The sequence below is a fragment of the Waterburya agarophytonicola KI4 genome, from assembly GCF_020640915.1.
GTDB classification, from domain to species: Bacteria; Cyanobacteriota; Cyanobacteriia; order Cyanobacteriales; family Xenococcaceae; genus Waterburya; species Waterburya agarophytonicola.
This window is the reverse complement of the sequence record NZ_JADWDC010000001.1, coordinates 83539-108012: the sequence shown is the minus strand read 5'-3', so window position 1 is coordinate 108012 and position 24474 is coordinate 83539. Positions and strand designations below refer to the sequence as shown.

Sequence of the window (24474 nt, the reverse complement as noted above, 5' to 3'; positions counted from 1 at the left end):
TTATTGTTTAAGAGGAGGATAAAGATCGACATAACCATCTTCGGAGACAATTAAAGCCAAACAGTTAACTTGACGGCTTCTTTCACCATCTACATAGCGTATGGCGGAGTTGTATCTCGCTCCTCTAGTGGAACTACCATTTTTAGTAATTTTACCGTCAAGAATTACCCCAAAAGCATGAATTATTCCATTGGGTGAAATCAAAATTGCCCCATCGACGCTAGATACATGGGAAATAATCTCTTTGGTAATAACCACAGGCTCTATGACAGTACTTTGAGCAGCTAGTCTGATTGTTTCTTGTTGAGCTTCGGGGGTGATAACTAACATGGTACCGTGACGTTGTTTGACCGCTGCTTCTACCGCTGCGATCAGCCTATTAGCTGTTTCTCGGTTGACTTCAAAGAGTTGGCGTATGCGATCGCAAAATAGTTGTTTGTCAAAACGAGATCGGGGGAGTCTGGGTTGTCGGTATTCAACCCGCAGCATGATATTCTCTGCATGAACTAATTCCCAAGTGTAGTGTTCGGAAAATCTAATTTCAAAGAGGTTTTCTTGACTGGGTTGATAGGTATCGAGGGGAATTCCCAAACCCCATACGCTTTCAATATCGCATAGCAAAGCCATTTGATTGCCCGAGACTTCTAAAAGCTTTCTGATTCCTCGATAGTTGTAGATATCGATGGGAGTTTTTAATTTAACTTTGGCAAAAATATCGGGATGATTGGTTTGACAGATAATCAGTCTACCTTCACTGACTGCACCTTCATAACGCTCTGCTGCGATCGCATTGGCAAAAGATAATAAGTCTATTTTGTTTAATTTGCTAATATGTACTTCGATAGATTGAAGCAAACTAGATGCTGCATCTTCGATGACTCGCTCGCAATTGACTAAAGATCTGGTGTTACTCTCTGATGATTTTTGTAGTTCGTTCTCGCTTTCTTTTAAGACGCGATAGACAATTGCTTCTAAAAAACAGCGATCGATTCTGCGCTTCCGCATAGAAGGAATTTCATGTTCTTGTTTGGTTAAGCGATATTGGCGATCGAAACTTGGACGATCGAGTTGAATGACTGTGATTATCCAGTGGTTATTTTTTTTGACGGGGAAACTACAAAAAGAAGTTTGCTGTCTTTTGTCGTCATGATTGCTGAGGATAGATCGAATAGCATTGCGTAAAGCTTTGGGATAAAGAGAGTCTTTGTGGGCGCGATCGAGACTATCTGCACTCATAAAGAATAGTTGTTCTGGATCGTTGTCAAAGTTATCTTGGGCTTCCGCGAAAACTCCTTTAAAGTCATGGGGGATAAATCCACAATCCGATCTATGTAAAACAATGTCCCCCAGATCGTTACCAGATAGAGGAATAGCGATCGCAAATGTATAGGATACTGTTGATAATTCTAAAGTCTGGAATATTTGTTTGAGAAGATTTTCAACTGCATCGATAAAAGAATATTGCCATTGCCAGATCGACATTTATCAATAAATGAAATTACTTGTTACTTATGTAAGGGCGGAACAGCCGTTCGCCCCTTCTTATTTAATATTCAGGGGATTTGTGAGAAATGTTCCGCAAGCTGCGAGTTTGTTCGAGGATGTCTTCAATATCTTCTTGAGAAAGACGTTCGACATAATTGATTTTTATTTCTTCTAATAAGTCAATTAATAATAATTCTATTTTATTCATGCTTTGTTGTGCCTGTAGTTCATTAGAAAGGCTACTTCCTAAGTTACTCACTAAGCTTTCTAGCAAGCGATCGAATTGTTCGTCTTCGGCTAATGCTGCTTGTAGAGTACTGCTAAAGGCACTGTAAGTTTGTGATATTAATTGATTGCTCAAATTAATAATAGTGCGATCGCCTCCTGGTAAGAGTTTGATTCCCCGATAGGCTGGACTTTCTCGAATAGCTTTATCTACACTGTATTGTAGTAGACTTTCTGCTTCTGGTTGAATGGCGGGTAAGACGCGATCGGCAATTACCTTAGCCAAAATTCTAATTATCTCCGCCGTCTCGTTGGTATTGTTGATATCAACATAAGGGTTGGCTGTTTGTTGGGATAGCAACCGACTGATATCTCCATTACGGATCGAACTTTGTATTTGATTAATTAAGCGAATAATAACTACTTCGGTAATATCTTCGGCAATTCCCGCTACCAAACCTTGACTGAGTTGTTTCTGAATTGAATTGAGATTGATAATTTGTGCTTGATTCAAACGCACCGTGACGGGAATGACTCTCAACCATCGCCAACCAGGAATAAAGAAAAAGAAATCGTACCATCGCCATAGCATGGCATCTAACCAGCTTATATTAATATGACGACGACTAATTAACCAAGTACGTCCCAAAAATTCTACAGCAAAAAATATGCCAAAGGGAAAATCAATAAAACCGAAATAGTCAACATATCCGCCATTTTCACCAACGACGCGGTAGTAATTAGTTTCAAATAGAGGTTTGATTTCGCGATCGAAGAATTCTAATTCTGGAGTGACTTTTCCTTGAAAATTTTTTACCGTCCAATATTGCCAAAATGCTGTCTTGGCTGAATTATCCTTATTGGGCAAATGCGATCGCATTCTGTTTTTGATTCTTTCGAGGTTTCCCGTTTTGTTGGCTTCGGAAAAAGCATCCGTTTGCACAATTTCAATACTGCGACGACGAATATCGCCAAAAAGATTTTGCGCTACAGGGGTATCAACCCCGTTAACGGTTAATTCTGCCCGTAATTGTGCTACTTTGTCGAGATATTCTTCTGTATCTCGATTGGGAATTATCCCTTTAACCGCATCATATTGAGTAATAAAGCGAGAAACGTCTTCAGAAATTAAATCCAACTTAACACCATCGAGTTTAATATATGCCGACTTAATTCCTCCTATGGTAACTTGACCAGATAGCCAAAAATCTCTTAGAGGGACATAACTAAGATCGAAACCGACAATAATTAAATTAATTACTGCCACCAAAGCCATCAATTTCTCGAACCAAATATTCGGTCGATATTTTCTCGTTCTCTTATAAGATCTTGGTACTATAGTCATTTCATTTATTGTTCGTCATTCAGAACACCTCTTAAAAAGATATCAGAAATACCTTCTGCCATTTCTTGCATAGCCTGGGGAGATGCGTCTGGATCGATAATAGTTTCTTCAGAAAAACCTGCGATCGCAAATATACCCAGAAAGACTTTTGCCACTATTTTGGGGTTCATTTGACGATAAATTCCTTTAGACATCGCCGTTTCAAAAAAGGCTTCTGCTACATCCGTCATCTTATTAATTACTTCAGCTTGAATAGTTTCTTTGAGTTCGGGATGATATTGCGCTTCAATAAAACAAACTCGCATCAAATCGCCGTTTTTCCGCATATTGATCATTCGGCGACGCATTACTTGAGACACTGCTTTGTAGCTGCCCATTTCACTCAATTCTGTTAATAAATCCGTGAGAATATCAACCCATCCTGCCGTAGCAACCTCGACTAAAATAGCTTTTTTGCTAGCGAAATGACGGAACAAAGTACCTTCTGCCACCTTAGCGGATTTGGCTAAATCTTTGGTACTCGTGCCATCGTAACCTTGTCTTGCAAATAGTTTCAGTGCTGCCTGTAAAATTTTAGTGCGCGTATCTTCTTCTGTTTGAGGAGTCTTACGCATCTCTCTCCAGGCTTGCTGAGAAAAAACTTGCATGGGCTTTGGTAATTAATTAAAAACTATAGTGGGATTCATGATATAGCAATTTCGTTCGATTAATATTAATTCTCGTGTACCCGCGCTTCAATTATATGAGTAGAATATAACCGCAATGATTATATAGAAGGCAAAGAGTGAGAAATTTCTGGGGATATTTGATGGAGTCTAGCAAATTGAACAGATTATTCATCCAAGATAGTCGAAAATTGGCGATCGCGCCCTCGACGATGAGAAGCAAGGGCTGTTTCGCAAAAATGCGTTGGCTAACTATAGTACTAGTAGCTTGTTTGTTTTGGAACTTTTCAAGTTTGGTTGCTTTGGCAGCACCCCAAGACAGTCAAGCAAAGTCTTCTATTCAACCCTATCTAGATCGAGTACAGGAGCAAATTACCGAATTTACTCTAGATAATGGTCTGAAATTTATTGTTTTGGAAAACCACGATGCACCTATAATCTCTTTTGTTACCTACGCTAATGTTGGTGGTGTAGACGAGCCTGATGGCAAAACTGGTGTCGCTCACTTTCTGGAGCATTTAGCCTTTAAAGGTACTCAACAAATTGGCACTACTAATTATCGTGCCGAAGCGAAACAATTAAATCAGTTAGATCGTTTATTTGCCGATCTTCAAGAAGCTCAAAAGTCGGGAGACGAGAGGAAAATAGCCAAGCTATCCGATAAATTTGTCGCAACTCAATCTGCTGCGAGTAAATATGTCAAGCAAAACGAATATGGCAATATTGTCGATACGGCGGGGGGAGTTGGTTTGAATGCAGCAACTTCTGCTGACTACACTAGCTATTTTTATAGTTTTCCTGCCAATAAATTAGAGTTATGGATGTCTTTAGAGTCAGAGAGATTCTTGCAACCTGTATTTCGCGAGTTTTATCCAGAAAAACAAGTGATTTTAGAAGAAAGACGGATGCGGACGGATAATTCTCCTATTGGCAAAATGATTGAGGAATTTTTAGATACAGCCTACACCGCCCACCCCTACAAAAGACCGGTTATTGGCTATCAAGCAGACATCGAAAGCCTTTCAAGGGATGATGTTCAAAAGTTTTTTCAGGCTTATTATGCACCCAATAACTTAACTATAGCGATCGCGGGAGATGTCGATCCCGAACAAGTGCAACAGCTAGCCCAGACTTATTTTGGACGATTCCAAGCTCAACCCCAACCGTCGGCTGTCGACAAACCCGAACCCCCTCAAACTGAAACGAGGGAAGTAACTCTGAAGTTCCCTTCTCAACCCTGGTATCTCGAAGGCTATCATATCCCTGCATTGAGTCATCCCGACTATCCCGTTTATGAAGTTATTTCCGAACTCCTTAGCAGCGGTAGAACATCTCGTCTTTATCGCTCCTTAGTCGAGGAAAAACAAGTCGCTCTTTCAGCCCAGGGTTTTAGTGGTTTCCCTGGAGATAAGTATCCCAGCCTGATATTGGTTTATGCCCTTACTTCTCCTGGTACTAGTATTGACGATCTGGCGGTCGCTTTAAGAACGGAAATCGATCGCCTCAAAACCGAACCCATCCAACCAGGGGAGTTAGAACGAGTCAAAACTCAGTTAAAAGCAGGTTTATTAAGAACTCTCGATTCTAATATGGGTATGGCACAGATACTAGCAGAATATGATGCTAAAACTGGCGACTGGCACAACATTTTTAATGAATTAACTAAGCTCGAAACCATTACCCCAGGTGACATTCAACGAGTCGCTAACATTACCTTTACTCAGGAAAACAGAACTATCGGCAGATTATTATCTTCTAATTGACCTTAAAAAATAATAAAGATTTTTCCAGCAAAATAACCGCTTTTATGTAATTCCTGGCACATAGGGCTTTGAAGATTTCCGATAACCTAAGTATAAGCAATTAGTTTTTGCCCACGGCATAGTGTTGTTCTATACCTAAAAACGTATGTTGAACTCTGAAGAAATTAAAATAGTTCAAAAGTGCTATAGGTATAAATAGCAAAAAAACTTGAAACGTAGTATAAGTAAAGCAGTTATTTTGGTATTAGGAGTTGGGCATAGTGTCTACAGTAATTGGTAAAATAGATATATCTGCTTTTGATGGCGATGGCTTATTGATCGAAGGTACAGAGGGCAATGATGTACTGCGAGGAACTGGAGGAAGCGATTTGTTTATTGCTTATGGAGGAGATGATGTTATTCGAGCGGGAGGAGGAGACGATAGTATTGTTGGAGGAGCAGGAGACGATCTGATTTTTGGCGGATTCGGTAATGACGTTGTTGAAGCAGGTAGCGGGAACGATACCATTTTTGGTCAATTTGGCGACGATTGCATTCATGGTGCAGAAGGAGACGACTTCATCAGTGGAGGAAAAGGAAAAGACACTATTGATGGCGGTGCTGGCTCGGATACAATGTTTGGTGGCGGAGGTCAAGATGTTTTTCTTTTCGACATCGAAGATTTTGCTGCTGGAGAAGTAGATTTGATTAGTGATTTCCACGTCGGTCAGGATAAGATTGTGATTGATGGTTTGGGTGCTGGAGATACAGTTGCATTCGATCCTTCAAGCAACAGTATCGTAGTTAATGGCAACAGTGTCATTGACCTGAATTTAGTCGATAATTTCCGCGATCCTAAAATAGAAGAAAATGAGGACGGAGATTACGAAATCATCTAGATTGTTAGTTTTTAAATTAGCGATCGCCAATATGTAGTTTGGGCTGCCATGATGCAGTCTATCTTTAAATTTTTATTTATGATTATGCTTTGATGGGCCAGATAAAAGCATTTTTTTGAAATTGACCAGACGCCCTAATATTCAACTGCAATTATTGAAATTCGCAGTTGAATTGCTATACCTGACATAGTATTGTGATGTACGCTACAAATAGAACATTCTAGAAATAAACTTTATTTTTTTTTAATACCTTTAAAATTCCCATTAACTCCCCTCAAATAAAACCTGAAAAGCACTTGAATTAAGAATCGTAGCATCTTACGGCGATCAAATAATTGCAGCATATTAATACAAAAGTATTAAACCAATTTATTGGCAAAAAATAATAAAGGAAATATAAAAGAGTCAGTAAATTTGGTAGGGAGTAATTTGGTATTATGTCTTCAGTCATAGATTCAATAAACGTTTCAGAATTTGACGGCGACGGCTTAAGAATGATCGGTACAGATGGATTCAATGCCTTTAATGGTAGCAATCTTGGAGATCTAATTGATGCCCGTGGTGCAGGGGATTTAATTGATGCTGGTAAGGGCGATGATTTGATTGATGCTGGCATGGGTGATGATTTGATTGATGCTGGCATGGGTGACGATAGTGTTTTAGGTGGCGGTGGTAAAGACTTGATCTTTGGTGAAAAAGGTGCAGATATTATCGTCTCAGGAGAAGGTAATGACGTAATTTTCGGAGGAAACGGAGCCGATCTTATTTTCTCTGGAGATGGCGATGATACTGTGTTTGGCGGCAAAGGCAACGATACTATCAATGGAGGAGAAGGTAACGATGTCCTATTCGGCGATGCTGGAATGGATGTATTTGAGTTTGCCATCGAAGATCTAGATGCTCGATTTATCAACCTGGTTGGTGATTTTGAAGTAGGAGAAGACAAAATTGTGATTACAGGAATGAGCGATAGCAATGATGTAACTTTTGATGCTAACAATGGTTTTATAATGCTTGATGGCGATGCAGTTATTAGCTTAAAAGATGTCAGTAATTCCACTGAAATGAACATGGAATTTAATGAAAGTGGTGATTTTGAGATCATGTAATATAAGTATTTTTTACTGCACTATTAAATGTAGGTAAATTACAAAATAATACTTTATTTCTCTACTGAGTCTTAGCAAACTTAAGGTTTGACTAAGCTCAGTTTTTTTTAGCAAATTTGCCAATATATGTTATTGTTTAAACAATTGTATTGAAAGGTTAATATAAATAGTCATAATGTAACCCGCATTACAAAATTCCCTCTAGAAAGTAAGACCTTATACCTTTTATCTCAAGGGACGGGCAAGATTGTGGCGATTACTATTTGAGTATCGATTTAATCTGTTTTCCAGGACTATCTTTTTTTCATTAAAAGTAAATTTAGTTACCTAATTTCCAACCGATTTATTATTAAGATGATCCCAAACATTTTCGACCTATCAGGGAAAAGTAACAATACTAGCCCTAAGTTTGAGGCAGCAATTTCTTCTAGTTTTGGTCTTGGTGGTAAATCTAAAGACGAACTGACTGGGGAACAGATAGCTAGTGTTGAAAAGGCTGAAAATGAAGTTTGGCAAGGTTTAAAATCAGAAAAAGTCGGAAAACTGGAACTAGCAGCATTTCATTATCGCTCGGCAATTAAGTCTCATCCAGAATGTTCTAAAGCCTATGGATTACTTGCCAATGTTTTGAAAAAAATTAGAACCAGAGGGGAAAACAATTTAGCTGACTCAAAGCCAGAAAAAGCAAAAATTGCGAGTTTGACTGTTGGAGAAGTAGCAAAGGAAAATCAAAAAGTTTCCCAGATAACTATCGAGGAGAAAAAAACTACAACTAATTATGTTATTTCGCCCCCCAAGACGGCAACTGTGCTGTTAACCGAAAATAAGTTTAGTGATTCGATAACTCTTGATTTTTCTCATATAAACCTCATACCTGTTAATATAAATCCCAAAGTGAATCAGATTAATTCATCATTGCGATCGAAGAATGATATTGTCTTGCTACCCAATGTAGAAGTTTCTCCTGCTGGAGACATAGTTTTAGAGGATAACTTAGCTATATCTCAAGTATACATCGAACAAGGTTTAGCTTTTTTCGAGCAAAAACAATGGGACAAAAGTATTGCTGCTTGTAAAGAAGCACTGAGGATTTGCCCTAGCATGGGGACAGCCTACAAAATTTGGGGCAATTGTTTGCAACAATCGGGCAATACCGCTGATGCGATTGGAATTTATGCCAAGGCGTTGGAGTCGCAACCGAATATGGCAGAAGTTTACTGTAACTTGGGCAGTATTTATGCCAAAAGCAAAAAGTGGCAGCAAGCGATTGAACACTATCAAAAATCAATCATCATCGATCCTAATTGTGCTGCACCCTATCGCAATATAGCCAAGGTTTGGGATGAATTGGGGGAATATGAAAAGTCGGAAGAATGCTTTTTCAAAGCCTTGGCAATCAAACCCGAGTTGATATCTGCCAAAAATCATTTCGATTTGGCACATAATTTAGCGGAAGAGAACAAACTAGAACGAGCGATCGCTTGTTACAAGCACTGCATTCATTTAGAACCAGAATTTTTGAATGCTTATGTGAGATTGGCGCAACTTTTAGAGGAAAGCGGACAGACGGAAGAAGCCCTTTATTATTATAAAACCCTGGCTAATTTGCAGACAGGAGTAAAAAATCCAGAAGATCAATCTAGATCTAGAAAACAGATTCGTCAGTTTTTGTCTGGAAAGAAGCAAAAGCCTCTTCCCCAACTTTCCCCTCAGAATCAGGCTAGTATTGTGGGGAATGACTCCAGAAAAACTTTACCTCAGTTAAACCCAGGTAAAAGTCTTACTAGACAAGAAAAAATTCAGCAATATCTCCAAAGGATAAAGCAGCAGCCAGATTCGGCATCAGTACGAATTGAGTTGGGCAATCTTTATTTTCTCGATGGACAGTGGGAATCGGCTATTACTTATTATCTTCAAGCCATTAAACTTGCTCCCCACGAAGCAAAATACTATATAAATTTGGGTAAAGCTTTGTCCAAAGCTGGGGATACGGTAAAAGCAAATCGAGCTTTTTACGAGGGATTTAGCTTAGAACCTGAAAAAGTTACCGCCCAAAATCATTTATTGTTGGGTAATAAACTCCTCGAACAAAAACAGACAGAATTAGCGATCGCTTGTTATCGTCGAGCAATTACCCTCGAACCAGGGTTAGTCGAAGCATATTGGCAACTGGGTATGATCTTACTAAATAGTGGCAAGGCTCAAGGTGCGATCGCTTGCTATCAACAGGCGTTAAAAGTCGACTCCCGCAATCCTCGCAGTTATTTCTTATTGGGTAGTGCTTTCCTAGAAACGAAGCAATTCCCCGCAGCTATCAGTTGTTATCAAAAAGCAGCCCAAATCGAAGGGAATAACGCAGACATATACCACAATTTAGGCGAGGCTTTAGTTAAGGAAAAGAAATGGCAAGAAGCTGAAGTTGCTTACAAAAAGGCGATCGCCATTAATCCTGATAATTCTTGGCATCACAACAATCTGGGCAATGTAATGCTGGAAACCCAACAGTGGCAAGCAGCAATTTTAAACTTCGAGCGCGCTATTGAGCTAAATCCAGGATTTGTTTGGTCGCACTACAATTTAGGAGAAGCATTAGCCAAATTAGAACGGTGGAATGAAGCAGTTGAGGCATATACTGTAGCACAAAAGCTGCGACCAGACTTGCCCGAACCACGACAGAAATTAGGCAGGGTACTCCACCAACGCACTAAGGAAACTCGTTTATCTGCTTTGGCTTTTTCTAAAGAACAGATCGAACAAGATCCAGACAATACAGAACCCTACCATCAAGCAATATCCTTAGATCGAAAAGATCCTGAATTATATCTAGGTTTGGGCAAAGTTCTAGTCAAACAAAATAAGCTGGACGAAGCGATCGCTATTTATCAAACTGGTTTAAAGTTACAACCCCGTAATATTGAATTGGCGATGGCGTTGAGCGAGGCTTTCTTAGTCAAAAATCCCGAACTTAATTTTCAGGATATCATCAACAAATTGACAGGAGAAGAAGCCCAAAAAACTACAACCAAAACTAAAACTAGTTTACTAACTGTTCCTTATAGCGACTCCCCCACAGTTTCGATTATTATTCCCGTCTACAACAAAATTGATTACACTTTTAGATGTTTAGAATCTGTCGTGGCTAACGTTACATCAAATTTGGCGATCGAAGTTTTGGTGGTCAACGATTGCTCTACCGATGATACGGTGGAAGTCTTAGAGCAAGTAGAAGGATTGAGATTGATTAATAATGAAGAAAACCTCGGCTTTCTTCATTCCTGTAATAAAGGAGCATCTTTATCGAAAGGGAAATATATTTATCTCCTCAACAACGATACAGAAATACGTCCCAACTGTATTGAAAGTTTGATTGAAGTCTTCGAGGAAGGCGAAAATGTTGGTGCAGTTGGCTCTAAGCTAGTTTATCCCAACGGTGCTTTACAAGAAGCTGGGGGTATTGTTTGGCAAGATTCTTCTGGATGGAATTATGGCAGAATGGGCAATCCTCACGATCCTCAATATAACTATCTTCGCCCTGTAGACTACTGTTCGGCAGCTAGTTTATTAGTGCCCAAAGAGATTTTTGATAGTTTGGGCGGTTTTGATGCAGATTTAGCCCCTGCTTACTATGAAGACACCGACTTGTGTTTTGCTATCCGCAATAAACTGGGTTTGAAAGTGATGTATCAACCCAAATCAGAAGTGATTCACTACGAAGGAATCAGTTGCGGTACGGATACGGGGGGCGGAGGAATCAAACGCTATCAGGTAATTAACGCAGCCAAGTTTAAGCAAAAGTGGCAAATGGCTTTGGCAAGTCACCTAGAAAACGTCGGTATAGATAATGTACCTGATGCTTGTCGTAGATATCTAGGAGAAAAAAGCATTTTAGTTATTGATGCTTATCCTCCTTGTTACGATCGCGAATCGGGTTCGAGAAGATTGTTTGAGTTGCTCAAAATATTTAAACGACTAAATTATCACGTTATATTTGCCTCGGATAATGGTTATAAAGAAGAACCCTATACCTCTCAAATGCAGAATTTGCAGATCGAGGTACTCTATACCCAGGATGGTTATGGGACTCCCATCTTAGAACAAATTCAAGACAGATTGCCCCTGTTGGATTTTGCCTGGATTTGTCGTCCTGAGATGAATGAAAAATATCTCTCTCTGATGCGCCAGCAACCCAGTATCAAGGTTATCTATGACACTATAGATTTACATTACCTGAGAATGAAAAGAGCTTGGGAATTATCCCCCGCACCCAGATCGATTGAAGCAGCTAAAGAATGGGTGAGAATGGAAAAAAGAGAAATGAAAATGGCACAAGAAGCCGATCTCGTGATTACAGTCACCCCCACAGAAAAAGATATTTTAAATCAGAGAGAAATTCCTCATGTGGAAGTAGTGCCGAATATTCATTATCCTTATATCGGCGAGAAAAAAGACTTCCACGAACGAGAAGGATTGCTCTTTATTGGCGGTTATAACCATACTCCCAATATCGATGCTGTTGTCTGGTTGTGTAAAGAAATTATGCCCTTGGTTTGGCAAAAGTCGCCAGAGATTAAAGTTACTTTGTTGGGTAATAATCCTTCAGAAGCCGTTAGAGAATTGGCGAGCGATCGAGTTGATGTTACGGGCTATATTGAAGATGTCACTCCTTACTTTATCAGCCATCGCGTGTTTGTTGCCCCTTTAACCTATGGTGCGGGAATGAAAGGCAAAATCGGACAAAGCTTGGAGTATGGCTTGCCCATAGTATCTACTGCTATTGGTACGGAAGGGATGAATTTAGTATCGGGAAGAGACGCTTTAGAAGCAAATACAGCTAGTGATTTTGCCGAACAAATTTTACGCCTATATCGAGATGAAAACCTATGGCATCAAATCGAACAAAATGCCCATAATGCCATTGCATCCTACTATCCAGAATCAATTCAGAAGAATATAGCTCAACTGATGAATCAGTTTAGTTAACTCGAAGCAGCACTTATTTTTTACAACTAATGGTATTTCCATGAAAAAAACTGTTTTAATTCATCATCACATTTTCAAAAATGCTGGGACTTCATTTAATTATGCTTTGAAGCAGCATTTTGGCGAGCAATTCTTTGAATACGATTTGCCCGATAGTCAGGTGGTAGATAGTAATGATTTGGCTGGATTTATTGCCAGTCACCCCCAAGCAGCAGCAATATCCAGCCATCATGCTTGTTTTCCTACCCCCCAAGCAGAAGATTATCAAACGATATCTTCGATAATTTTAAGAAAACCTTTGGCTAGAATTAAATCCATTTATAGCTTTGAAAGAAAACAAAATGCTCAAACTCAAGGGGCAATTAAGGCTAAAGAATTAGATTTTAAAGACTACGTACAGTGGCGAATTAAAGCAACTCCAGCAGTACTTTGCAACTATCAAACTCACTACTGTTCTAGAGATAAGAAAAATGCAGCAGTGAAACTAAATCAAGAAACATTAAAGAAAGCTGTTAATAATTTAAAAAAATGTACTGTTGTTGGTACGGTAGAAAATTTTGAAGATACTTTAAAAATAGCCAGGTTAAAATTAAACCAATTCTTCCCTGATATCGATCTTAAATATAGTCGTTTAAATACTGCTGAAAAACCATCTATCCCTCAAGATGAAAGACAAAATTTAATTGATGTTTTAGGGGATGCCATTGTTAGCGAATTAGAAGAGAATAATCAATTAGATGAACATCTATATCGGGTTGCTAGCCAAATAATGAGAGATAATTTGCTATCGTTAAAATCTCTTCAAAAAGATGCTTCGGACTATTTGAACACTGGGAAGCAACTAGAATCAGAAGGTTTTATCACCGAGGCTGTTTCGTGTTATGAGAAAGCGATCGCTCTTAATCCAGACTCACCTTGGGCTTACCACAATCTGGGAGATATTTTTCTCAGGCAAAATAGACTCGATCTAGCTGCTCAATATTATCAAAAAGCGATCGCGATCGAAGATTGCTTGCCTTGGGCATACAATGCCTTGGGAGATATATATAAGCGCAAGAATCAGCTAGATAAAGCATTGGCTTACTACCAAAAAGCTGTAAAACTCAAGCCAGATATTAAACAAAATCTTGTTGGTCTACAAAAGGTAAAATAAAGTTAATTGCTGGGTTAATTAGGCTTACAATAATGTTAATTGGTCATTGGTCATTAGTGATTGGTCATTAGTTGTTGGCGATTAATCGCTCGGTGACTGGTCACTATTGAAAATATAGCAACTTGCACTCAAAACTAAACCCTTGAAGTTTTAAGCTGCCATGACTATTTGGTTTTCTTAGCTAGGAAATAGCATTTTCATGAAAAAGTATTTGATTTATGGCAATTGTCAAACCGTAATCATCAAACAATTATTAGAACAAAATCCTGAATTTAATTCGACTTACGAACAAATCGAACTAAAAGTAGTTCATTTAATGTCAGAAAATGATCTTGATGACTTGGAAAAAGCAGTTTCAGAAACTGATATTTTCGTTCATCAAAATATATCAGATAATTATAAAGGAATCCCCCAACTAGGAACTAATTATCTAAAAACAAAATTAAAAACTGAAAGTAAAAGTATTTCAATCCCCGTATCTTTTTTTACAGGATATAACCCAGAAATGGTTTATATCAAAGATCGCAATAATGTTACAGTAGTATCTGACTTTAGCGACTATCATGATTTTAATTTAATTAAGCTATTTGATTCTGGAGTCTCTCCTGATGAAGCTGCAAAAATAATTCAAGATGTTAATTTTTTTACTCCAAGATATATTCTGAGTAATTTGCACTATAGCATTGCAGAACTGGAAAGAAGAGAAGCAAACATTGATATTAAAATATCGAATTTTTTGCGTAAATATCATAGAAACCACAAGCTATTCCATACTATAAATCATCCTGCCAAAGTTGTTTTAAATTATATTAGCAACGAAATTTTAAACCTAATTGGTTGTTCTGCTGTAGCAACTGAAAGCTTATTTAATGATAATGAAGAAGTTCTAGATACTACCACCTTCCCCATTTATCCCGCAATTGCTCGTCAATTAAATCTAGCATTTTCATCTAAATCCGAATATAAACTCAAATCTAATTTATATTCTCTAGAAGAAGGTATCGCAAAATTCTTTGAATTTTATGAAGCGAATCGAAGCTTAATACAATTAAATATTAATAAACACCAACAAAATTTTTCTGTCTATGGCAGCGATCGCCTAAGATCAGATGCGCGAAATATGTCAATGCTAGTCAAATAGACCACCTTGGCAGGTTGGTCACTTTATTACCTATAGTTTCAAAAACTCCTGCGCCTTATCCACCACATCAGATAACGAACCAGCTTTAAAGGGAGAAACCAAATTAGCCGAACTCACCAAGGCTTGAAAAGGTGCTTTACCCCCGCGCTGACATAGAGCAATATATTCAGTTAAAGTCGATTCAAAATCAACTTCTGCCCTAACCCAAAACTGCATCGCACAACACAACGCCAAAGTATAATCAATATAGTAAAAAGGAGAACAATATATGTGTTGTTTTTCTTGCCATAAACCACCCTGGGCAGGATATTCTAGATCGCCATATTCGCGCCAAGGAAGATAACGCGCTTCCATTTGTTGCCACATTTGATTTCTTTCTTGAGGGGTGGCTTCGGGATTGGCATAAACCAGGTGCTGAAAATGATCGACCGCACAGCCGTAGGGTAAGAATAGAATTGATTGTGCTAAATGAATTTCGCGAAAACGTTCGGCATCATCACCAAAAAACTTATCCATCTGCGACCATGTTAGAAATTCTAAACTCATGGAATGAATTTCACAGGATTCTAAAGTAGGCCAAAGATAATCTATCGTAGGTATGTTGCGACTTTGCCAAGCTTGGAAAGCATGACCCATTTCGTGAGTGAATACTTCTATATCACCTTTTGTACCGTTGAAGTTAGCAAAGATATAAGGGACTCCGACCGTGGGAAAGCTAGTACAAAAACCCCCCCCCCCCCGCTTTACCTTTACGACTTTTGAGATCGATAAAGTCTCCTTGCACCATCATGGCAAAGAAACTACCTAACTCTGGGTGCATAGCATCAAACATTTCTTGTGCTTGTTTGAGCATCCAGTCATGATCTCCTTGGGGTTCGGGGTTTCCTTGGAGATCGAATACTGCTTCATCCCAAAATTGAACCCGATCTAGATTTAACTTTTCTGCTTTTTTGGCAATAATTTTTTGTGCCAGAGGTACTACTTTATCAACTACTTCATCGCGATAGCTGGCTACATCACTTTGATTATAGTCAATGCGCTGCATTCGTTTATATCCCAAAGCAATATAATTCTCATAGCCTAATTTCTGCGCCATTTTGTGACGAAGTTTGACTAGACTATCGTAAATATTGTCTAGCTTCTCTTGATTTTGGTCAAAGAAATTCCAGCGAGCCTTTTCTGCCTCATGACGGGTCTTGCGATCGCTATCTTGAGTATACTTACGAATACCTGATAAGTTAACCGTTTCTCCCTGAAATTCAATCGTTCCAGAAGCTAACAACTGAACATACTCATTAATTAATTTAGACTCTTGAACTAAATCGTCCTCAATGATCGATTCAAAAGTAGTAACATCGGCTGACCACAAACTAAAGGCTTGTTCTCCTAAAATAGATATAAATTCTTCTTGATCTGCACTATCTAGCAACCTTCTTTTCATGGCTACTTCTAACGCTGTCAATTTTGGCTGCAATTCGTCACTATATGATTGAGCTTGTTTGTATTCTTCGTTGCTTGTATCTTGACTAAAATGTAGAGAGGTTATCGCACTCCAGCTATCGAGGCGACGGCGTAAATCTTCCCACTGCTGTAAAGCTTTTTGTTTGGCTGCGGTAGTTTCAGCTTTATCTAAAGCATGATTAATGCTTTTGTATTCTGCCGTGACTCGCTCGATTTGGGGAGTTTCTACTTTTATATTGGCAAAATTAATTGTAGTCTGGCTCATGATCGACAGGGGAAGATAGTTACATTTTAGATTCTAACGAAATTCGATCTTTGGGTTATTGTTAAAATTGGATATGAATCCAGAAGCTTTCATTACAGGTATAGAAGAGTTAATTAAACGCGATCGCGATTTGGCTAAAATAATTGATAATTTGGGGTATCCTCCACAATGGCAAAGAGAACCAGGTTTTCCTACGCTAATGCGAATTATCTTAGAACAACAGGTGTCTCTAGCTTCGGCTAAGGCTACTTTTGATCGCCTTAATAATACAGTTGAAAAATTAACGCCAGCAAGTTTTTTAAGCCTCGATGATGTTGCACTGAAAACTATTGGCTTTAGTCGACAAAAGACTTGTTACGGTAGAGAATTAGCTCGAACTATTGTAGACAAGCAATTAAATTTAAACAGTTTGGCACAATTAGATGATGAAGAAGTTAGAGCAAAATTAACTAGCATTAAAGGCATCGGTGATTGGACAGTAGATATGTATTTGATGATGGCGTTGCAGCGTCAGGATATATTTCCTAGCAAAGACTTAGCTGTAGTTATAGCTGTTAAAGAAATAAAAGACTTATCCACTCGTCCTAAAAAAGCAGAATTAGAGTCTATTGCTCGATTATGGCAGCCTTATAGAGCGATCGCTACTCAAATTCTCTGGCATTATTATCTCAATCGTAACTAATTCCCAAAAGTTTACATTTTCATTTTGATTCAGTAAAAATACGTAACAATTGCCCTAAAAATATTAAGATAATCCCAATGCAGATATGAAACACAGATCTTAAATAATGGATAATCAATTGTTGTGGCATGATTTTTATCAAGAAATCAATCAACCAGACGAGCAAATAGATTTAGCTAAAGCATCTCTGTGTTATGCCCAAGCAGAATATCCCGATCTCGATCTCCAAAAGTATTTGAGTTTTTTAGATGCGATCGCATCTGAAGTACAATCTCAATTAGCGGGGGAGACATATCCTTTAAAAGTAATTAAAACAATTAACTTCGAGCTGTTTGACGGTTTGGGTTTCCAAGGTAACCTTCGAAGATATTACGAGGCTGAAAACAGTTTTTTGAATCGAGTAATAGAACGTCGAGTCGGTATTCCTATTACTTTATCGGTTATTTATTTAGCTGTGGCTCAACGAATTAATTTTCCCATGGTGGGCATTGGAATGCCAGGACACTTTTTGATTCGCCCTGATTTTGAAGAGGTAGGAATTTTTGTCGATGCTTTTAGTCAAGGAGAAATTTTATTCGAGCAAGACTGTCAAAGAAAGTTGAGCAAAATTTATCAACAACCAGTGCAATTAAAACAAAATTGGCTTGTCCCCGTCAGCAATAAGCAAATTTTGGCAAGAATGCTCAATAATCTGAAGTTTATTTATCTTCATCAACGCCAAGTCAATAAAGCTTTGGCTATCATGAGTGGCATTATTAAAATGTTCCCTGATAATAGTGAGGAAATACGCGATCGCGGTTTACTGTACTATCAGACAAATCGTTGGCAAGAAGCTCTAATTGATTTGGAATATTTTTTAAAAATTGCCCCCGATAGCGACGATGCAGAAACAATTAGATTGCTTTTGGAAAAAATAAACCAAGTATCTTAACTCATTATAGCGATCGCCAATATAATCAGTCTTACCTCGAAGAATGGGCGGTTAATCTAAATGATTGGTTGCGTCAAGGGAAAACAATTTATTTTTTTGTTCATTGTCCTCAAGAATTGCGATCGCCGAATACCGCTAACTATTTTCAATCCCTATTAAATCAAAAAGACACCAATATACCTGCATTACCCTGGAATAAGATCGATCCCCACCCGACACAATTGAGTTTATTTTGATTTTTTTATTGTAAATAAATGTAAACTTAATTCCCCAAAACAAATTATAAAATGTTTATAAAGCTTATAATTGGATATAGTGAAGAACAAGCACAGAGAATTCAACTTAATAATTCAATTGCTGTAATTCCAAATTTACGACTCAATCAAGATATTGCTTAACAGTTCTATAAATACAGTCTAGGGATGTTGTTTGGCTGACGACGTCTCTATCTTTTTGTTTAAACTCTCGATTCATCAAAATTCAAGACAGCTAGCTGGTATGTAGATTTTTTTTAACCGCAGAACATCTAACGATTGGCAAGCAATAGGTCGAACTCACAAAAATTAACAATATCTCAAATTACTATCTGAGCTAGACTTGGTTGATTTTCAGGCTTAAAAGAAGGTTCGCTCCTGGTTCACGAAAGCAGACCTCTGACTTACAATAGAAACAATAGAAAGAAGTACATTAAGAGCAGAGAGTAACTTAGGCTCTAAACTAACGGCTCGCTGCTGCTTAAATTTACGACTCGATTCACAGTATTGCTTAACGGTTCTATATGGTTGGTTTTAGGTGTGTTGTTTGGCTGACAACGCTCCTAATTTTTTTTTGCGTTTCTCCAACTAGAATATAAGTTAATAGAAAACTTACTCTAATGTCTTCCGTAAATATACTAGTTTTTCGAGCTAATTTAACCAGTTTTTTTGAAGTTTTGAAGTTTTTTTGGCTAATTTAATCGATTTGCTTGACCTTATCTTCACAAAACTCCCTCGCAAGCCCAGAAATGCTCGTCTTTTCATATTTTTCAAAAGGTTGATTGATCCAAGGACTATTAGACAAATAATCGACATAATAATTGGGTATTTTTACGGAGACACTTTTATACCAAATTACTGCCGTACGAAGATCTGTGATGTTTTCACCGTAGTTAGTTTGCAACCACTTTACCGACTCCGCCAAACTAATCCCAGAATCAACAAGATCGTCTACCAACAAAATGCGATCGCCTAGAGGTTCAATAGTAGAAATATGTTGGGAAAACTTAATCTTACCGCGATCGCGATTATCTTCACCTCCATAAGAAGCCGTAGAGAGAATAGCCAGAGGGACATCGTATAATCGACAAAGAATATCTCCTACTCGCAAGCCACCCTTTGCCAAACAAATAATTTGATTAAATTGCCAATTAGACTGATACACCTTGACAGCCAGGGTTTCAATTTTATGATGATATTCTGACCAAGTGATGTTTAAATCTGTCATATAAAATAGGAACATTGAAAAATTGGATATTACTGAGAAGCCAGTAGACCGAGAAAAGCTCAACTTTTCCACCAAATTAGCTTATGGTTCGGGGGATATGGGTCCTGCTATTACGGCTAATATTTTAGTATTTTTCTTGCTATATTTCTTTACTAATGTGGCAGGATTACCTGCGGGGTTAGCAGGAAGTATTCTCGCTATCGGCAAAATAGGCGATGCCATTAACGATCCGATTGCAGGAATTCTAAGCGATCGCACTCGTACTCGTTGGGGTAGACGTATTCCCTGGATGTTATTTGGTGCAATTCCCTTTGGCATTTTCTTTTTTCTGCAATGGATCGTACCTACCTTTAGTGCAGATCCCGATGTAAACAAGTGGTGTTTGTTTGCCTACTACATTATCATCGCTACGCTGTTTAATTTGGCTTATACGGTGGTCAATTTGCCTTATACAGCCTTAACCCCAGAATTAACTCAAGACTATAACGAACGGACTAGCCTCAATAGTTTTCGCTTTGCTTTTTCGATTGGTGGAAGTATTTTATCTTTAATCTTGGCAGGTTTTATCACCGAAGCCTATCCCATCGATTTAGAACAGAGATATTTAGTATTTGCTTTCATCTCAACTTTGTTATCTGTAATCGCTATCTTGTGGTGTACTTTTCGCATTCAAGAAAAAGGTGCTATTCCCCTATTACCAAAGCAGGGTAAAAAAATACTGGGGTTTATTCTAACTGCTTTAGGGGTCATGGCGATTGTCTATGGCTTAAATTCAATTTCCGAATCGGCAACTTTACCAGCAGCCGAAGCCATTCGAGGTAAAAAATATTTACTTCAAGGAATTGTAGGCATTTTATTTGGCTTACAGTTTATTGGTTTTGGTTTGACGATGATTTTTGCCAAAATAGAAGCACATCTTAATAGTACAGAAGCGATCGCAGCTAAACACGCAGCGGATAATGCGCCAACTCTTCCCATCAAACAACAGCTTAAAATTGCTTTTGCCAACAAAGCCTTTTTATATGTGATGGGCATTTATATGTGTTCCTGGTTGGGAGTACAAATGACAGCTTCAATTCTGATTTATTATGTGGTGGGCTGGATGGGTATGAGTGAAGATGCTTTCCCCACTGTTGCGATCGCAGTTCAAGGAACGGCTTTAGTGATGTTGTTTTTCTGGAAGTTGGTCAGCGACAAACTCGGAAAAAAAGCTGTTTACTATATGGGTAGTGCTATTTGGATAGTTGCTCAAGCAGCTTTATTCCTGATCAAGCCAGAACAAACCACCTTACTTTATATAGCTGCAATCATGGCAGGGTTTGGCGTATCCGTAGCTTATCTAATTCCTTGGTCGATGATTCCTGATGTTGTAGATCTCGATGAATTAAATACTGGCAAAAGAAGAGAAGGTATTTTCTACAGTTTCATGGTATTCATGCAAAAGTTAGGATTAGCTTTAGCTTTGTTTGTGATTGGAATAGCCTTAGAGTGGTCTGGTTTCGTCGAGCGAATTCCAGGAGAAGCCATCCCCATCCAGCCAGAAAGTGCCTTATTTGCTATTCGCGTGGCGATCGCTCCTCTACCTACATTATTCCTGATTGTCGGCATAATTTTGACCTATTTTTACCCCATTACCAAACAAGTTCACGCAGATATCATCAGACAGCTAAAAGCAAGAAAAGAAGAACAAATCATTAGATAATATGGTGTTGGTGAATTAAGGTATGAAACTGAAAAGTAATCTGTTCGTAGCTTATAGCTAAAAGCTAAGAGCTTATAGCTTTTTAATTGACTTGGCGATCGCTAAAATTCTCAAAAGTAAGAATAACTAATTTAAAACTGTTGCTTCAATAGCGATCGCTTGAGTAGTTTAATTTAGTTAGTTCATTTTCAATCTAGCCAGCTTTTTGATAGCATAATTGAGCTTCCGATTCCTTGCCTTGTTTCATCAACACATTCCCCAAAGAACGATATACAACCCTAAAATTTGGTTGAATTTCTAATGCTCTTTGGTAACATCGTATGGCATCATCCAACTGATTCATTTGTTTTAAGACATCGCCTAATTTTTTATAGGCTTTGCTAAAGTTGGGATTTAATTCCAAAGCTCTTTGATAATTGCCCACAGCTTCTTTAAGCAATCCTTGTTTGAAGTAGATATTGCCTACATTCAAGTATTGTTTGTGATTGTTGCCACGCAAGTTGAGAGCTTTTAAATAGTAGATAGTTGCTTGGTTTAATTCTCCTTGCTTCTCTAGCAAATTAGCAAACTTATTATAAAAATCTGCACCCCAATCTGACTTCATGTCTGCTGCTTGTTGGTAAGCGGCGATCGCATCTGAGTTGGTATTATTTACTTGGGATAAGAGATCGCCATAATCTCGATACACCCCAGGATGTAAATCTTGTTTGATTTCTATTGCTTCGGCTAAAGCTGCAATTGCCCCATATACCTTACCTTGCATTTTCAGAGTTCCTGCCAGCTTGATATATGCACTGTGACTATTGGATCTCAACCCGATTATTTTACGGTAGCATCTTGCTGCTTCGAAGTACTTTTTTTGCTGGTGATATATTTCACCGAGTTGATATATTGGTTGAATAAAATCTGGTTTGAGAGCGATCGCTTTTTTATAACAGGCGATCGACTCTTGTTCCATGCCCTGTTCTTTCAATTCATTACCCCGCGTTAGCTTTTCTTTGGCTAAAGCAAGCAAATCATCTGTTTGAGGTTCTTTTTTTAATCCACTACTTTGAATCTCAGTCATTTCGCTTTCTAATATTTTTCTATCGAGCAAGATAGCAGCATTTTACAACTACTTTGCCTAAATCTACTTTTTGTTAAGATAATCATCCATAATTTCCTCCGTCAATCATCAAACATTAATTTATGGTCATTTTCATCTAGGTAAAAGCGATAAAAGAGGGGTTCGTTTTTGAAGTTATGTTCGTCTAGGATGTGGTGAATTATATTTTGTTCGATCATTAGTTGCCCGATCGCGATCGCTTCAGAGAGAGTGGCTTTTTCGTACTGGATCAACCAAGATACTGCTTCTGTTCCTAAGAAAACTTTAGAGTAAGTTTTTAAGCCATAACGACGATCCATAATTTTTACCCCATGTTCCCCTCGCATTGCTGCTACTAAATCATCCCAGTCATATTCATCTCGAATTGTTAATTCTTCTATTGATGGTAAATTGTGATCGCCTGACTCTGTTTTTCCTTGGGGGTAATACAATTTTGGTTGAGAAGGGGCATATATTTTAACTAAATTAGCCACTAATTCATCCAACTGAGGAATATTAAAATTAAGATCTCGCTGAGGAAAAGGAATTTCGATGCCATACTTGCGAAAATTAAGATCAATATGCCGTTGCAGATGGTTTCTAACTTTTGGTTCTTTAAAAGGATCTTTAATAAAAACTACGACGCGAAATAGTAATGAGCGATCGCCAAAATTGCGAAATTTAGCTTTTGGTGGTGGATGTTTAAGAATGTCTGGGTGATAAACTTGGGCTGCTGCTAACAAAGCTTTGTAGACTAAATCGCGATCGGAATCATAGGCTACATCGGCATAAACCTTGACTCTAGTTAATCCGCTGCGGTGCCAATTCCTAACAGTTTCTTCGATAAAACGGGAGTTGGGGATAGTCATAATGTAGCGATCCACGTGAGAAATTTCAGTAGTGCGCGCACCAATATGCAATACTAGTCCCCGATCGTCTCCTACTTCTACCAGTTCACCAATTTTAATCGGTCGAGTTAGGGTCAAGATTATACCGCTAACAAAGTCCTTAACTATATTTTGTAACCCGAAGCCAATTCCCACCCCTAAAGCACTAATAACAATAGTTAGAGAACGAAAATCAATACCCCCCCCATTTAAAATCAATAACATACCGAGAAACAATAATCCGTAGCGAGTCAAAAAAGCGATCGAACTTTGTAGAGTGCTTTCAAATCCTGTCAGGGGGAGTATATTTAACTTCAGCATTTGGGAAAACCATCTGACAAATATCAGCCAGCCAATACCGAGGGATATTAAGATGATTATGCGACGCAACGATATAGCCGTCTCTCCACCAAAGTCAAAGATTTCTGTATTAAAAGTATCGCTGACAGACTGCCAGATATTATATTGCCAAGTTCTAGTCTGGGGAAACAAATAAGTGCAGTAATAGACAAGTATGAGCCAAACTAAAGTTTGTAAGGTCAAAATAGCCAAAATAGTCCAGGAAATCCACCTTTGAGAAGATTCTAGACGTTTGCGACTAAAGTGACGTTTGAGACAAAATAAACCAAATTGAATCCCTGCAACTAGAGTAAAGGCGATCGCTATCATTTTAATTGTCCATTTGAGACGAGCAGGCGATCGCTCTTTGATTCCTTTCTCTAAAGCTAATTCTATTTGTTCTTGCCATATTTCAGCCTGTTCTTGAGCCATTATCCCAGGAATCAAGTCATTTTCGCTAACTGTTAGCAAATGACGATCATTAACGCGAATTACTGTCCAGTCAGATTGTTGAGCGACAGCTACATTTAATTCTTCTGGGGAATTGGCATACTCTTTGAGTTTGTTTTGTAAAAGAGAATTAATTTTTTCGGCTCGTTGAGTAGCTGAAAAATTACCAGAACTACCAATTTCAAATAATTTCTGACCATCTAAAACAATATCAGCCTTGCGAGACAAAGCGTTGTGGGGTTTCACCTCGGCAATAGTCGGAACTAAGTACAAACTGAGAAAAAACCAGCAAGTAATTAAAATAATGACAATTTTTTTGACTTTACGAGGCTTACAAAAAGACTCCAAAATGACATTCATCCGCTTTAATTACTAAATTATTGTTTCAAGAGTTAGTTAACAGTGACGATATCATAGCCTCTGTGTATTAATAACTCATAAGAAACA

At 38.2% G+C, this 24474-nt stretch carries 18 protein-coding genes; 10 read left to right on the top strand and 8 right to left on the bottom strand.

Annotated elements, in window-relative coordinates; all coding sequences use genetic code 11:
• From I4641_RS00400 to I4641_RS00390, 3 genes are all read right to left on the bottom strand, one after another.
• Positions 1-1482, bottom strand: coding sequence for a DNA integrity scanning protein DisA nucleotide-binding domain protein (locus I4641_RS00400; protein WP_229638439.1), 1482 nt, complete (start codon positions 1480-1482; stop codon positions 1-3).
• Positions 1483-1546: 64 nt separating this feature from the next.
• The gene (locus tag I4641_RS00395; protein ID WP_229638438.1) at positions 1547-3055 is read right to left on the bottom strand and encodes a hypothetical protein; all 1509 of its coding nucleotides are present in this window, start codon (positions 3053-3055) and stop codon (positions 1547-1549) included.
• A gap of 5 nt (positions 3056-3060) precedes the next feature.
• Positions 3061-3702: a TetR/AcrR family transcriptional regulator gene (locus I4641_RS00390; RefSeq protein WP_229638437.1), complete on the bottom strand. Its 642-nt coding sequence runs from the start codon at positions 3700-3702 to the stop codon at positions 3061-3063.
• A 230-nt stretch (positions 3703-3932) separates the two neighbouring features.
• Between I4641_RS00390 and I4641_RS00385 the strand changes: the two genes are divergently transcribed.
• From I4641_RS00385 to I4641_RS00360, 6 genes are all read left to right on the top strand, one after another.
• The gene (locus I4641_RS00385; RefSeq protein WP_369426695.1) at positions 3933-5483 is read left to right on the top strand and encodes a M16 family metallopeptidase; all 1551 of its coding nucleotides are present in this window, start codon (positions 3933-3935) and stop codon (positions 5481-5483) included.
• Between the two features lie 260 nt (positions 5484-5743).
• Positions 5744-6361, top strand: coding sequence for a calcium-binding protein (locus I4641_RS00380; RefSeq protein WP_229638435.1), 618 nt, complete (start codon positions 5744-5746; stop codon positions 6359-6361).
• 437 nt (positions 6362-6798) lie between these two features.
• Positions 6799-7470, top strand: a complete 672-nt coding sequence (locus I4641_RS00375; RefSeq protein WP_229638434.1) for a calcium-binding protein — start codon at positions 6799-6801, stop codon at positions 7468-7470.
• A gap of 354 nt (positions 7471-7824) precedes the next feature.
• On the top strand, positions 7825-12450 hold the full coding sequence (locus I4641_RS00370) for a tetratricopeptide repeat protein (RefSeq protein WP_229638433.1): 4626 nt from the start codon (positions 7825-7827) through the stop codon (positions 12448-12450).
• A 40-nt stretch (positions 12451-12490) separates the two neighbouring features.
• Entirely contained in the window at positions 12491-13603 is a 1113-nt protein-coding gene (locus I4641_RS00365) for a tetratricopeptide repeat protein (protein ID WP_229638432.1), read from the top strand.
• Between the two features lie 199 nt (positions 13604-13802).
• Positions 13803-14744, top strand: coding sequence for a WcbI family polysaccharide biosynthesis putative acetyltransferase (locus tag I4641_RS00360; protein ID WP_229638431.1), 942 nt, complete (start codon positions 13803-13805; stop codon positions 14742-14744).
• Between the two features lie 30 nt (positions 14745-14774).
• Here I4641_RS00360 and I4641_RS00355 read toward each other — a convergent pair whose 3' ends face one another.
• Entirely contained in the window at positions 14775-15434 is a 660-nt protein-coding gene (locus I4641_RS00355; RefSeq protein ID WP_229638510.1) for a M3 family metallopeptidase, read from the bottom strand.
• 25 nt (positions 15435-15459) lie between these two features.
• The gene (locus I4641_RS00350; protein ID WP_229638430.1) at positions 15460-16470 is read right to left on the bottom strand and encodes a M3 family metallopeptidase; all 1011 of its coding nucleotides are present in this window, start codon (positions 16468-16470) and stop codon (positions 15460-15462) included.
• A 73-nt stretch (positions 16471-16543) separates the two neighbouring features.
• Here I4641_RS00350 and I4641_RS00345 point away from each other — a divergent pair, with 73 nt between their 5' ends.
• The 3 genes from I4641_RS00345 to I4641_RS00335 all read left to right on the top strand — a co-directional run bounded on the left by I4641_RS00345 (position 16544) and on the right by I4641_RS00335 (position 18319).
• The gene (locus tag I4641_RS00345) at positions 16544-17152 is read left to right on the top strand and encodes a DNA-3-methyladenine glycosylase family protein (protein WP_229638429.1); all 609 of its coding nucleotides are present in this window, start codon (positions 16544-16546) and stop codon (positions 17150-17152) included.
• 106 nt (positions 17153-17258) lie between these two features.
• Entirely contained in the window at positions 17259-18083 is an 825-nt protein-coding gene (locus I4641_RS00340; protein ID WP_229638428.1) for a SirB1 family protein, read from the top strand.
• Positions 18050-18319, top strand: a complete 270-nt coding sequence (locus I4641_RS00335) for a DUF72 domain-containing protein (protein ID WP_369426694.1) — start codon at positions 18050-18052, stop codon at positions 18317-18319. Before I4641_RS00340 ends, I4641_RS00335 begins: the two co-directional genes overlap by 34 nt.
• Before the next feature lie 715 nt (positions 18320-19034).
• On the opposite strand, the gene I4641_RS00330 is transcribed toward I4641_RS00335, so the two are convergent.
• Positions 19035-19565, bottom strand: coding sequence for a phosphoribosyltransferase (locus I4641_RS00330; RefSeq protein WP_229638509.1), 531 nt, complete (start codon positions 19563-19565; stop codon positions 19035-19037).
• Positions 19566-19662: 97 nt separating this feature from the next.
• Between I4641_RS00330 and I4641_RS00325 the strand changes: the two genes are divergently transcribed.
• On the top strand, positions 19663-21267 hold the full coding sequence (locus I4641_RS00325; protein WP_439655313.1) for an MFS transporter: 1605 nt from the start codon (positions 19663-19665) through the stop codon (positions 21265-21267).
• Between the two features lie 193 nt (positions 21268-21460).
• Here the strand turns inward: I4641_RS00325 and I4641_RS00320 are convergent, their stop codons facing one another.
• Together I4641_RS00320 and I4641_RS00315 are read right to left on the bottom strand one after the other, a co-directional pair.
• Positions 21461-22333 carry a tetratricopeptide repeat protein gene (locus I4641_RS00320; protein ID WP_229638425.1) on the bottom strand — a complete coding sequence of 291 codons (873 nt, stop codon included), beginning with the start codon at positions 22331-22333 and terminating at the stop codon, positions 21461-21463.
• Positions 22334-22434: 101 nt separating this feature from the next.
• Positions 22435-24387, bottom strand: a complete 1953-nt coding sequence (locus tag I4641_RS00315; protein WP_229638424.1) for a DUF8459 domain-containing protein — start codon at positions 24385-24387, stop codon at positions 22435-22437.
• Between the last annotated feature and the right edge of the window lie 87 nt (positions 24388-24474).

Coding starts and splice junctions, on each gene's coding strand:
- I4641_RS00400 (WP_229638439.1), bottom strand. CDS start 1,482: ATGTCGATCTGGCAATGGCAATATTCTTTTATCGATGCAGTTGAAAAT.
- I4641_RS00390 (WP_229638437.1), bottom strand. CDS start 3,702: ATGCAAGTTTTTTCTCAGCAAGCCTGGAGAGAGATGCGTAAGACTCCT.
- I4641_RS00350 (WP_229638430.1), bottom strand. CDS start 16,470: ATGAGCCAGACTACAATTAATTTTGCCAATATAAAAGTAGAAACTCCC.
- I4641_RS00340 (WP_229638428.1), top strand. CDS start 17,259: ATGGATAATCAATTGTTGTGGCATGATTTTTATCAAGAAATCAATCAA.
- I4641_RS00320 (WP_229638425.1), bottom strand. CDS start 22,333: ATGACTGAGATTCAAAGTAGTGGATTAAAAAAAGAACCTCAAACAGAT.
- I4641_RS00330 (WP_229638509.1), bottom strand. CDS start 19,565: ATGACAGATTTAAACATCACTTGGTCAGAATATCATCATAAAATTGAA.
- I4641_RS00395 (WP_229638438.1), bottom strand. CDS start 3,055: ATGACTATAGTACCAAGATCTTATAAGAGAACGAGAAAATATCGACCG.
- I4641_RS00360 (WP_229638431.1), top strand. CDS start 13,803: ATGAAAAAGTATTTGATTTATGGCAATTGTCAAACCGTAATCATCAAA.
- I4641_RS00370 (WP_229638433.1), top strand. CDS start 7,825: ATGATCCCAAACATTTTCGACCTATCAGGGAAAAGTAACAATACTAGC.
- I4641_RS00345 (WP_229638429.1), top strand. CDS start 16,544: ATGAATCCAGAAGCTTTCATTACAGGTATAGAAGAGTTAATTAAACGC.
- I4641_RS00325 (WP_439655313.1), top strand. CDS start 19,663: ATGGGTCCTGCTATTACGGCTAATATTTTAGTATTTTTCTTGCTATAT.
- I4641_RS00315 (WP_229638424.1), bottom strand. CDS start 24,387: ATGAATGTCATTTTGGAGTCTTTTTGTAAGCCTCGTAAAGTCAAAAAA.
- I4641_RS00365 (WP_229638432.1), top strand. CDS start 12,491: ATGAAAAAAACTGTTTTAATTCATCATCACATTTTCAAAAATGCTGGG.
- I4641_RS00385 (WP_369426695.1), top strand. CDS start 3,933: ATGAGAAGCAAGGGCTGTTTCGCAAAAATGCGTTGGCTAACTATAGTA.
- I4641_RS00375 (WP_229638434.1), top strand. CDS start 6,799: ATGTCTTCAGTCATAGATTCAATAAACGTTTCAGAATTTGACGGCGAC.